General features: G+C 63.2%; 12 protein-coding genes and 1 riboswitch. Of the genes, 5 read left to right on the plus strand and 7 right to left on the minus strand.

Features of this window, described 5'->3' with window-relative positions:
* Positions 1–289: 289 nt before the first annotated feature.
* Positions 290–853 (minus strand): hypothetical protein, encoded by a 564-nt coding sequence (locus tag RCH91_RS20060; RefSeq protein WP_306537018.1) that lies wholly within the window; start codon positions 851–853, stop codon positions 290–292.
* Between the two features lie 383 nt (positions 854–1,236).
* Positions 1,237–1,437 carry a cold-shock protein gene (locus RCH91_RS20065; RefSeq protein WP_306537020.1) on the minus strand — a complete coding sequence of 67 codons (201 nt, stop codon included), beginning with the start codon at positions 1,435–1,437 and terminating at the stop codon, positions 1,237–1,239.
* Positions 1,438–1,782: 345 nt separating this feature from the next.
* Here RCH91_RS20065 and groES point away from each other — a divergent pair, with 345 nt between their 5' ends.
* Both groES and groL read left to right on the plus strand, forming a co-directional pair.
* Positions 1,783–2,070: a co-chaperone GroES gene (gene groES, locus RCH91_RS20070; protein WP_306537022.1), complete on the plus strand. Its 288-nt coding sequence runs from the start codon at positions 1,783–1,785 to the stop codon at positions 2,068–2,070.
* Between the two features lie 56 nt (positions 2,071–2,126).
* On the plus strand, positions 2,127–3,767 hold the full coding sequence (groL, locus tag RCH91_RS20075) for a chaperonin GroEL (RefSeq protein WP_306537024.1): 1,641 nt from the start codon (positions 2,127–2,129) through the stop codon (positions 3,765–3,767).
* Positions 3,768–3,963: 196 nt separating this feature from the next.
* On the opposite strand, the gene RCH91_RS20080 is transcribed toward groL, so the two are convergent.
* Both RCH91_RS20080 and RCH91_RS20085 read right to left on the minus strand, forming a co-directional pair.
* Positions 3,964–4,758, minus strand: coding sequence for a class I SAM-dependent methyltransferase (locus RCH91_RS20080; protein ID WP_306537025.1), 795 nt, complete (start codon positions 4,756–4,758; stop codon positions 3,964–3,966).
* Between the two features lie 40 nt (positions 4,759–4,798).
* On the minus strand, positions 4,799–5,722 hold the full coding sequence (locus tag RCH91_RS20085) for an NAD(P)H-binding protein (protein WP_306537027.1): 924 nt from the start codon (positions 5,720–5,722) through the stop codon (positions 4,799–4,801).
* Between the two features lie 212 nt (positions 5,723–5,934).
* Between RCH91_RS20085 and RCH91_RS20090 the strand changes: the two genes are divergently transcribed.
* Positions 5,935–6,201, plus strand: coding sequence for a ferredoxin family protein (locus tag RCH91_RS20090; RefSeq protein ID WP_306537029.1), 267 nt, complete (start codon positions 5,935–5,937; stop codon positions 6,199–6,201).
* Positions 6,202–6,323: 122 nt separating this feature from the next.
* On the opposite strand, the gene RCH91_RS20095 is transcribed toward RCH91_RS20090, so the two are convergent.
* Entirely contained in the window at positions 6,324–7,481 is a 1,158-nt protein-coding gene (locus tag RCH91_RS20095) for an Mrp/NBP35 family ATP-binding protein (protein ID WP_306537031.1), read from the minus strand.
* A 79-nt stretch (positions 7,482–7,560) separates the two neighbouring features.
* On the opposite strand from RCH91_RS20095, the gene RCH91_RS20100 reads away from it, so the two are divergent.
* Positions 7,561–9,780 (plus strand): carboxypeptidase-like regulatory domain-containing protein, encoded by a 2,220-nt coding sequence (locus RCH91_RS20100; RefSeq protein WP_306537033.1) that lies wholly within the window; start codon positions 7,561–7,563, stop codon positions 9,778–9,780.
* Positions 9,781–9,839: 59 nt separating this feature from the next.
* On the opposite strand, the gene RCH91_RS20105 is transcribed toward RCH91_RS20100, so the two are convergent.
* Entirely contained in the window at positions 9,840–9,974 is a 135-nt protein-coding gene (locus tag RCH91_RS20105; protein ID WP_306537035.1) for a hypothetical protein, read from the minus strand.
* 5 nt (positions 9,975–9,979) lie between these two features.
* Positions 9,980–10,143: riboswitch (cyclic di-AMP (ydaO/yuaA leader) on the minus strand.
* A gap of 13 nt (positions 10,144–10,156) precedes the next feature.
* Positions 10,157–10,534 (minus strand): hypothetical protein, encoded by a 378-nt coding sequence (locus tag RCH91_RS20110; protein ID WP_306537037.1) that lies wholly within the window; start codon positions 10,532–10,534, stop codon positions 10,157–10,159.
* A 131-nt stretch (positions 10,535–10,665) separates the two neighbouring features.
* On the opposite strand from RCH91_RS20110, the gene RCH91_RS20115 reads away from it, so the two are divergent.
* Positions 10,666–11,414: acyl-CoA dehydrogenase family protein (locus RCH91_RS20115; protein WP_306537039.1), on the plus strand; the 749-nt coding region annotated here is incomplete at its 3' end.

The following is an 11,414-nucleotide window of genomic DNA, read 5'->3' on the forward strand; positions in this document are numbered from 1 at the left end:
AACCATGCACGGTTTACCCGGCGTAGCGAAGCCTAAGGTTGGGGGAGGGGGCGAGCAGGCGAGGAAGCAGGGATGCCCTCCGAAGGAGGGCGAGGCTGTATAAGCGGGCCTGCTCGGAGGCAGGAGGCTGAAAGCGAGCGAGCCGGGTAAACAGAAAAAGCGGCGGCAGCCGCGTTACACGGTTTTTATGCGAGGCCGCTCGAGCGCGGCAGCGCGCAAGATGGAGGGCAAAAAAATCCTCTCCCCTTGGAACGGGGAGAGGATTTTGAAAAAACAGCCAGTCTGCTCTTCAGTGCACCGGCTTCGTGCCTGTATCGAGCGGCTCTATGCCCATGCTCCTCAATCTTTTTTCAGCGAAGGCGCTCTTCGTGCGAAGCCATCTCTCGTAAACGCGCAGGACGTCTTTCGACGAAGTGAGTCTGCTCCGCTCGCTCACCTCGTTCAATACGTCGACGAAGGCGGCGAACTTGGCCGCCAGCTCGCTGAAAAGGCCTCTTACCCCTTCGTTCCTGTCGACCGAGGCCACGTAGCTGTAGCACGACGACCCCATCGCCATGTAATAGTCGATGTCCACTATCTTTCTTTTGAGGCTGTCGGAGAAAAAGCCGGAGGTGAAAAGAGAGATGTCGCCTATATCGCGCATCTGGCGGAGCTGGACGTCTCTTGCCGAGCCAAGAGCCTTCAAGTAGGCGATGGCCAGGGGTTCGTCCATGCTCTTTTCGGTTGTAGCGAAGCTGGCCAGGAGGCTGGAGAGGTAGTATTCGGCCATCTCGTTCGTGATGACCTTCTGGTGCTGCAAGGCGTCGGAAACCAGCTCCTTGAAGTGCTCAATCGGCTTGATCCCTGTAACCATAGGCGGCCACCTCTGGTTTATGAGTGCCTATAAAAATTGCTCTTTTTCCCGATCTCTTTGTCAGGGTTGAAATAAAAATGCTCACATATTGTCATATATGCTGCGCTTTTTATTTCCACCCTTCCTCGACCTCGGAAAAAATATCTAATTTTTAGAGGCCCCTTATGTTGCCTGCCAGTGGGGGGAGATCCCCTTTCTGATTATAGCAGGTTACAATTGTTACACTTATTATAGGCAAAAAGTGGATTTCTGGCAACAGGAAAGTTGCCTGCCGGGGGTGGGATAGTGCTTATCCCGCTGGATTTTGAGGATTTTGTGGTTTGGAAATAAAAAAAGGCCCCAAGCTTTCGCATGGGGCCTTTTGTTTTTTCGAGTTCCCTAAATTACTGGGGGATCACGTTTACGGCCTTGGAACCTTTTGCGTCCTTGGCTATGTCGAACTCCACAGCCTGACCTTCCTTCAGGGTCTTGAAACCATCACCCTGGATTGAGGTATAATGAACGAAAACGTCCTCACCGGACTCCCTTTCAATGAAACCAAAACCCTTGGATTCATTGAACCACTTCACTTTTCCCTTTGCCATTGCTCAGGACCTCCTTTCTCTCAAATTCATAAGTGCTTGAGGTCCTGTACTGCAAGCTAATGCTTACTCCAGAACAATACCTGCAACTACTTACTGGTATACAAAATATCTCATTTGCCATGTTCTGTCAAACTATTTCTTTCAGGCGGGGTTTAATGGGCCATGCCAGGCGGTTTACGGCTGAAAAGTACAAGGGCAAAGATATTTTAGCACTCTCGAAAAAAGAGTGCCAAAATCGCTTGACAAACATTGCAGGGGGCCATATATTTAGAGCACAAAACAGCCGGTTTCATTTAAAACCAGCAGAAAAAATCAAAATATAATTTCAGGGAGGAGATTGACAGGATGAAGATCAGACCGCTTCACGACCGCGTTATCGTCAAAAGGCTCGAGGAAAAGGAAAAGACCAAGGGCGGCATCATAATCCCCGACAGCGCCAAGGAGACCCCGGCTGAAGGCAAAGTCATAGCCGTAGGGCCCGGCAAGAAAGAGGACGGCAAGACCGAGCCGCTGGCCGTCAAGGTCAACGACACCATCATCTTCAGCAAGTACGCCGGCACCGAGATAAAGGTCGACGGCGAGGACCTCCTCATCATGAGGGAAGAAGACATCCTCGGCGTCCTCGAGAAGTAATAAGACCAACGGACTACTGAAAACAACCCCACTTATAACCAAGGAGGACACATAAAATGGCAGCAAAAGAACTTTCATTCAGCCATAGCGCCAGGGGCGCTATATTGAAGGGCGTAAACACTCTGGCCGACGCGGTGAAGGTAACCCTCGGGCCCAGGGGCAGGAACGTCGTCATAGAGAAGAGCTTCGGCTCCCCGCTCATCACCAAGGACGGCGTCACCGTCGCCAAGGAAATCGAGCTCGAGAACAAGTTCGAGAACATGGGCGCGCAGATGGTAAAGGAGGTCGCCAGCAAGACCTCTGACGTCGCCGGAGACGGCACCACCACCGCCACCGTCCTCGCGCAGGCGATATTCAGGGAAGGCAGCAAGCTCGTGGCCGCAGGCCACAACCCGATGGACCTCAAGAGGGGCATCGAGAAGGCCGTAGAGGTCGCCATCACCGAGCTCAAGAAGCTCACCAAGCCCGTCAAGGAGAAGAGGGAGATCGCACAGGTCGGCACCATCTCCGCCAACGGTGACACCACCATCGGCGAGATAATCGCCGAGGCGATGGAGAAGGTCGGCAAGGAAGGCGTCATAACCGTCGAGGAAGCCAAGGGCATGGAGACCCAGCTCGACGTCGTGGAAGGCATGCAGTTCGACAGGGGCTACCTGTCCCCGTACTTCGTGACCGACCCCGAAAGGATGGAGTGCGTTCTCGAGGACGCGTTCGTCCTTATCCATGAAAAGAAGGTATCGAACATGAGGGAGCTCCTCCCCGTGCTCGAGAAGATAGCCAAGATGGGCAAGCCGCTCCTCATCATAGCCGAGGACGTAGAGGGGGAGGCCCTCGCGACTCTGGTCGTGAACAAGCTCCGCGGCACCCTCCAGGCGGCCGCTGTAAAGGCGCCCGGCTTCGGTGACAGGAGAAAGGCCATGCTCGACGACATCGCCACCTTGACCGGCGGCAAGCTCATCGCCGAAGAGCTCGGCATAAAGCTCGAGACCGTCGAGCTCAAGGACCTCGGCAGGGCCAAGAGGGTCGTCATCGACAAGGAGAACTCGACCATCATCGACGGCGCTGGCAAGAAGAACGACATCGAAGCCCGCATCAAGCAGATAAGGGCCCAGATAGAGGAGACTACCTCCGACTACGACAGGGAGAAGCTCCAGGAAAGGCTCGCCAAGCTCGCCGGGGGAGTGGCCGTCATCAACGTGGGCGCCGCTACCGAGACCGAGATGAAGGAGAAGAAGCACCGCGTCGAGGACGCTCTCCAGGCGGCCCGTGCGGCGCTCGAAGAGGGCATCGTCCCCGGTGGCGGAGTCGCTCTCCTGAACGCTCAGGACGGTCTCGACGTCGACAAGTTCGAGGACGCCGACGAGCGCACCGGTGCGCAGATCGTCCATCGCGCACTCGAGGAACCGGTCCGGCAGATCGCCGAAAACTCCGGTCTCGAAGGCTCGGTCGTGGTCAACAAGGTCCGCGAGCTCAAGTCCGGTGAGGGCCTCAACGCCGCCACCGGCGAGTACGAGGACATGGTCAAGGCCGGAGTGCTCGACCCGACGCTCGTCCCCCGGGTGGCGTTGCAGAACGCCGCGTCGATCGCCAAGAACATCCTGGTGACCGAGGCGATCATCGCCGAACCCGCCGAAGAAGGCGGAGGCGGCATGCCTGCCGGGATGCCCGACATGGGCGGAATGGGCGGCATGATGTAAGTAGGTCTCGACCTACCGAGGCTCAGGCCTCCGAAAGGGCCCCGGGTGATCCCGGGGCCCTTTTTCTTGCAGCGCACACGTTCACATGACCCAGGGACCACTGATCGTGTGCACCTCCGGGGGTCTGGAGTGTCTCCGGGTCAGAGCTGCGCGGGGTATTCGCCGGCGAGGCCGGGGCAGCGGCTGATACGGGGGATCAGCGGCGGGTTCCGGTGGTGAGCAAGTAGGTGCGTGACTGCCTGATCATGTCGCCGTCGCGGTCCTGCTCGGCCCATTCGACGAAGGAACGGTGCATTTCCTCGCGGGCCTCGTCGTCGATCGACCTCGCGATCAGGCTGACCGGGCCGAATGCCCTGGTGAACAACTCCCAGTACTCCTCGCCGGTTTCGATCTCCAAGGGCGTGTCCAATTCCTCGAACTCGAGTTCGAAGGCTGTGCCGAGCAGGCGTCCGGCGTAATCCTCGCGGCCCCAGTCCATCGGGTTGCCGGCCCCTTCGATTGACGGCGGCAGGTAGTGGCGCATGAACTCGAAGAAGCGGCCGACACCGCCGTCCGGCCGCCAGGTGGTCAGGCAGACCCGTCCGCCCGGAGCACAGACCCTCGCGATCTCACCCGCCGTGGCCGCATGGTCAGGGGCGAACATCATGCCGACCGAAGAGCTGACCACGTCGAAGGCACCGTCTTCGAAACGCAGGTTCTCGCAGTCTCCGGTTTCGTACTCGATCTCCAGCCCGTCGTTTCTTGCACGGCGGGTCGCGGTTTCGATCATGTTCGGCGAGAGGTCGATACCGGTCACCGACGCACCGGCCCCAGCAGCGCGTGTGCTGATCGCCCCGGTACCGCAGCCGAGGTCCAGCCACGACAGGCCCGGGGCGGGCCGGACCCGTTCGATCATGGCGTCGTGCATGTCGGCGACCAGCCCTTCGATCTCCTGGAATGGTGCCGCATCCCAGATCATCCTGTGAACGCCCTTCAGGTCTTCGAATGCCATCTGTTCCTCCTCGCCTGAATCCCGCGACTGTCCTCTGACGCTAGCCGGGATCGGCCCGCCCGTGTGAACGGGGGTGCGCGGAGGCTTTGCCGGCGAGGACTTCGGTCATCGACAGCGGGTTCACCCCGAGTGACTCGGCGTGGGCGGTGCCGACGTCCGACGTCATCGAGACCTGCATCAGCTCTGCCTCCTGCCAGGTTGCGAACACCGCCTCGCCAAAGATCCCGTGGAGAGCCTCGAGGCCGAGGTGGACCAGTGGCAACGGTACCCGCCACAACGGTCTGGGGCGACCGGCCAGACTGGCGACCAGATCCGAGATGTCGGCGTAGGTCATGGTCTCCGGACCGGCGAGGTCGAAGGTGCCGCCGCCACCGGCTTTCAGCGCTGCCATCACCGCGCGGGCGGCGTCGTCGGCCCAGATCGGCTGGTACCTGGAGCGACCGTCACCAGCCACCGGCACCACGGGCAGGAAGGAGAGCCGGCGGACGAGGTGGACCCACGGATCGCTCTCGTCGAAGACCACTGACGGCCGGAATATCGTCGTCTCCAGGGGAGACGTTCGCACTGCCTGCTCACCGGTCCACTTCGAGCGGAAGAAGCGGGTGCGCTGGACCGGCGAAGCGTTGAGCGCGCTGAAGTAGACGAACCTCCCGGCGCCGGCCCGTTCAGCCGCTTCGACCAGTCGGACCGTCGCCAGGCCGTTCAGTTCCTCGACCCGGTACGGCGGCTGGTCACGCTTCGAGGCGGCAAGGTGGATCACCGTGTCGACGCCGCGCATCGCCTGTCTCAGCAGAAAGGGGTCGGAGAGTTCGCGCAGGTCTCCCATCGTGATCTGGACGTCCACCCGGCGCGGGCCGAGGCGCCGAGGTTCCCGGACCAGGCAGCGCACGCTCTCGCCCGCTTCGAGCAGGCGCTCGAGCAGGCGGGAGCCGGTCGAGCCGGTTGCCCCGGTCAGCAGGATCACGCCGGGTCTCCCCGCGACGGTTGCTGGTCGCGAGCGGCTCCGAGGCGCGTTGAGGGGTGGATCGACGACGGCATGCGGGCGAAGTGTATTGGTCGCCCCCTCCCGGATCGGGTCGCATCGGCGCATCTGCTTCCACCGAATCTCTAAGATCCCCGTTCGGGCCGCGGGATGTGCCAAGGCCTCGTTCAAAGAAGATCCAGGAGCATCTCTCAATGAGCTACGTAATCGCAGAACCCTGCATCGGCACCAAGGACAACTCCTGTGTGGAGGTCTGCCCCGTCGACTGCATCCACCCGACTCCGGATGAACCCGATTACGAGAAGTTCGAGATGCTTTTCATCGATCCGGACGAATGCATCGACTGCGATGCCTGCGTGGAAGCCTGTCCGGTCGACGCCTGTTTCGCCGAGGATCAGCTTCCCGCCGAATGGGCGCACTTCGCCGAGAAGAACGCCGAGTACTTCCGGAACTCCGCCTGAATCGACGGCAGGTCCCGATCTGAATCGACGGCAGGGCCCGATCTGAATCGACGGCAGGTCTCGATCCTGCCGCCCTCACTGGATCTCCGGCCCGCTTCGACCGGAGCGGGCCGGCGGATCAGCTACTGAAGAACAGGCAGTTCGCGGGCGTTGGTGCCCATCTTCGGCGGCTCGGGTGGGGCCGGTACGTCGGACTGCAGCATCGGGAGATCCCGCGGGGTCGACGCGATGATCCGCTTTGCCGTCTCGATGATCGCCTTGCCGGCCGGCGAGTCGGGTTGATCGATGACCAGCGGCCTGCCCTGGTCGGCATGCTCGCGCAGCTCTTCCGAGAGCGGGATCGTTCCGAGCAGCGGCACTGCGATCTCGTCGGCCAGGAGCTTTCCGCCGCCTTCGCCGAAGATCGAGAAGGTCTCGCCCGACGGCGTGGTGAAGCCCGACATGTTCTCGATCACGCCCATCACTTCGAGGTCGACCTTGTTGGCCATCTCGGCCGAGCGCCTGGCGACCGACTGGGCGGCGGGCTGAGGAGTGGTCACGATCGCGATCTTGGCCTGCGGCAGAAGCTGGGCGAGCGTCATGGCGATGTCGCCGGTCCCGGGCGGCAGGTCGAGCAGCAGGTAGTCGAGCTCCCCCCAGGCGACGTCTTCGAGGAACTGCTGGATCGCCTTGTGGAGCATCGGCCCGCGCCAGACGACGGCCGAATTGTCCTCGACGAAGTAGCCGATCGACATCGTCTTGACTCCGGAGGCCGACTCCGGCGGGATGATCTTTCGCTCACCGTTGACATCGGGCTTGACGTTGACGCCGAGCATGCGCGGGATCGAGTACCCGTAGACGTCACAGTCGAGCGCTCCGGCGGTCTGGCCCTGGGCCTGCAGGGCGGCGGCCAGGTTGGCTGTCATCGTCGACTTGCCGACCCCGCCCTTGCCGGAGGAGACACAGATGACGTTCCTGACCTGGGCGAGGGCGCCCTGAGGCAGTTTGCTTCGTCCGAGCGTCTCCTGGAGCCGGCCCTTCTCCTCGTCTGAGAGTACGTCGAAGCCGACTCCGACCCCGGTGACCCCGTCGAGCGAGGAGACCTGGGAAACCACCGCCTCCTGGAAATGGGATCGAATCGGGCAGCCGGGCGTGGTCAACGAGACGGTGACGTCGACCTGCCCGTCCGGCTTGATCTCGATCGAACGCACCATGCCGAGCTCGACGATGTTCTGCCTCAGCTCGGGGTCGATCACGGCGGTCAGTTTTTCGGTTATCTGCTCTTCGGTGGGGAGTGCCATGAGTCAATTCTGGCAGAGAGGGGAGAGAGTCCCCCCGCAGGGCCTTAGGCGAACCGATGTCACTACTCGAGGAGCCGAAATGAAAGCCCACCTTCACAGCACCCGTCATCCCGCTTTTCTGCTGATCTCAACCTTCCTGGCCGCCCTCTTCGTCGGTCTGGCGACCGGACCGGTGCGCGAGGCCGGTGCTGCCCGCTATGCGGTCGCCCAGTGCGGCTGGAAAGTCGGGAACGACGGCAACTGGCTCGAGACGGCGAACGGGAAATTCAATGGAAGCTCCTGGTGCGGGGTGCCGGCCGGATCGGATCCCTGGGACGGCGTCCACATCACCAGCGGGACCAGGGGGTCGACGACCGCGGTCAGCGCGACCAAGTTCGCCCGCTGGCGCTGGAACGCCCCTCCCGGCACGGCCATCGTCACCGTCAACGGGGCACGCTGGCATGTGCTCAGGGACAACTTCCAGCACCGGATCGGCTCGGCGACGGCAGGGGGCTCGTTCACCTCCTTCGCCGAATTCTCTTCGACCGACAGCACCAGGCGGGAGTTCTCGCGAGCCTTCTCTCCCCACGTCGCCGCCTTCGAGTCGAGGCTGCTCTGCGCTCTGCCCGCCGATCGCTTCTGTTCCGTCACCGGTAGCTCGCTGGCCGGGATCCGGGGCATGACGATCACGCTCGAGGATGCTGTCACGCCGGCAGCCTCGCTGAACGGGGCCTTTCGTTCCGGCGGCTGGTTGCGCGGGACCCAGGACTTCGCCTGGAACGGTTCGGACGTGGGTTCCGGACTGCGCTGGGCCGAGACCGTGGTTGACGGTACGACACGGGTCAGTACCGAGCATCCGTGTGACATCGACCGCATCGCCGGGCAGTGGCGAGGCACGAAGATGCAGCCCTGCCGGACCGTGGCCGGCGGTTCGCACTCGATCGACACTTCCCGGCTGAGCGACGGTCCTCATGAAGTCACGGGCTGCGCGACCGACTTCGCCGGAAACCGCGGCTGCGCGGCTCCAGGCGCCCTGTTGACCGACAACAACGCCCCGTCCGCCCCTCGCAGTCTGGGCGTCGTCGGCGGTGACGACTGGCGGAGCAGCAACTCGTTCGCACTCCAGTGGACCAATCCCGACCAGGGAGTCGCGGCGCCGATCAGCGGGGTGAGGTACCGGATCACCGGCCCGGGAGGCTATGACTCCGGAGTCGCGGCCCTCGGCAGCAGCGAACAGCTTGCGGGGCTGACGGTGCCGTCCGCGGGCATCTACCGGGTCACGGTCTGGCTGGTCGACGCGGCCGGGAACGAGAATCCGGTGGCCAACGCCGAAGCGACGCTTCGCCTCGATGACGTCGACCCGGTCGCCTTCCTGCTCGACCCTGACCCGGAAACCCCGGAACTGTTGCGCGCGACCGTCACCGACGAGCATTCCGGTCCGGCGGGTGGGGTCATCTCCTACCGTCGGCAAGGCGAAGACGATTGGCAGGACCTCCCCACCAGATTCGATACCCGTGAAGGGGGCGCCCTGCTGAGCGCCACGTTCCCCTCGGTGGATCTGCCACCCGGCCTGTACGACATCCGGACCCGGGTTCGGGACGAGGCCGGCAACGAGGCGGTTTCAGACCGTCGCGAGGATGGGACCCGACTGGTCCTGAAGGTGCCACTCAAGGAGGAGACCCGGCTCGAAGCGGCGCTGCTCGGCCCGCACACCAGCGGTACTTCGATACAGATTCCTTTCGGCGAGTCGGCAAGCCTGCGCGGTCGGCTGATCGGCGAAGGAGGCCGAGGAGTCGCCGGCAAGACGGTGACGGTGGTCGAGACACCGGGTTCCGGGTCGAGGTCGGGCCGGACGGTCCGGCAGCTCCGGACCGGTGCCGACGGCGATTTCGCGATCGGCCTCGAGCCCGGGACTTCGCGGCGGGTGAGCGTCAGCTTTCCCGGCGACTCGCGCAACTCGGGGTCTTCGGCCGAATCGCTGCGACTCGGAGTCGTCGGTTCACTCAGCTTCGCTGCGCGGCCGATCCGGCTGAAGACCGGCAAGAGGGTGCGCTTCCGCGGATGGGTCAGGCCCGGCGCGGCCCGGCAGCCGTCACGTGGCAGCGTGGTGGCGATCAGGTACTTCGAGCGCAGCTCCCGTTCCTGGCGGCCTGTGCTGGTCACACGGACCGACCGCTTCGGCCGCTTCAGGGCTTCCTACCGCTTCCGCTACATCACCGGTCTGGCGAAGATACGGCTGCGCGCGACCCTGCTCCCTTCGCAGGACTTCCCCTACCTGCCGGCCGACTCACCGGTGGTGACAGTGCGGGTGCGTGGCTGACCTCCCGCCTGAGCGCGGCATGCCGGCCCGGCCGCCTGGCCGGGCCGGAGCCGCGTCGATCAGAGGCCGAAGACGCCGATCAGCACCGGCAGTGCGATCGCCGCTCCGACGACTCCACCGACCGCGTAGGCGACCACGGCGCGAACGCCCGTCACTTCGACGACCGGATCGACCAACTGGTTATTCAGATCCATATGGCACCTCCTTCTTCGTCATGCCTGCGGGGTTAGCTGTCGGGCTCGCGCTGAAGAAGCTGCGCTACGGACCGCGGTCCGATTCGCCCCGGGAGGCCGGCCTTCACCTGCCTCCAGTGGGTCCCCCGTCCCGGTTCCACACGGAAACCGGATTCGGCGTATTCATCTGAACGCATCGCATACTAAGGCAACGGCTTGCTGAACCGGTTGGCGCAGCGCTGGATGCGTGCGATGTCCTGCTGGGAGTTCTGGATGCAGTTGATCAACTGCTTCTGTCGCTTCCCGTCGACCCGGGTGACCTTCTGCTTGATCTGGACCCGGCTGAAGCTCCCGCCCTGTCCGTTCGCCTGGTCGAAGGCTTCGTTGATGTCGTTGAAGGTCTTCTCGAGGTTGCCGCCGATGCCTCCGGTGACCGTCTCGGTTGTGTCGAGGATCGGCCTGAGGATGAAGAAGTAGACCAAAGCCAGCGTGGCGGCCAGCACGGCGATCCGGACGGCACCCCTCACCAGTGTTCCCCCGATTTCCATGTCGGCCAGCCTATCCGCCAGGTCCACCGGCAAGGCGGAAGTCCTCCGCCCGGGCAGAATTCCCGTCCGGGATCGCCGCCGGACCGTCCGAGGCTGCGCTCCATCAGGGCTGTGCTCCCGGCTCTCGGTCACGAGCAGGCGCGGGCAGGCATAATGGGTGCACGGTGAAACCCAAAGACTTTCTCGAAATTGACAGGCTGCTCAGCGACGAAGAACGACTGATCAAGGAATCGGTCGCCCGTTACGTCAACGAGAAGTACCTCCCCGGGATCAACGAGCACTTCGAGAACGGCACCTTCGATCGTTCCGTGCCGAAGGCGTTGGGCGACCTCGACGTGCTCGGCATGCACCTGACCGGTTACGGCTGCGCCGGCTCCAGCGCCGTCGCCTACGGAATCGCCTGCATGGAGCTCGAGGCGGGCGACAGTGCCCTGCGTTCCTTCTGCTCGGTCCAGGGTTCGCTGGCGATGTTTGCGATCTGGAAGTGGGGCAGCGAGGAGCAGAAGCAGGCGTGGCTCCCCGAACTGGCCTCCGGCGAGAAGATCGGCTGCTTCGGCCTCACCGAGCCCGACTCCGGCTCGGACCCGGGCAGCATGAGGACCAAGGCCGTAAGGGACGGCGACGAATGGATCCTCAACGGTTCGAAGATGTGGATCACCTCCGGTTCGATCGCCGACGTGGCCGTGGTCTGGGCCACCACCGAAGATGGTGTCCAGGGCTTCCTGGTCGAGGCCGGCATGGAGGGCTTCTCCGCCCCCGAGATGCACGGCAAGCTCTCGCTCCGGGCCTCGGTCACCTCCGAGCTCGCCTTCGATGACGTGCGTATCCCGGACTCGAACCGCCTGCCGGAAGTCCAGTCGCTGCGCGGACCGCTCAGCTGCCTCAACGAGGCCCGCTACGGGATCGTCTGGGG

The sequence above is a fragment of the Geobacter sp. genome, from assembly GCF_030834625.1.
Taxonomy (GTDB): Bacteria; Desulfobacterota; Desulfuromonadia; order Geobacterales; family Geobacteraceae; genus Geobacter.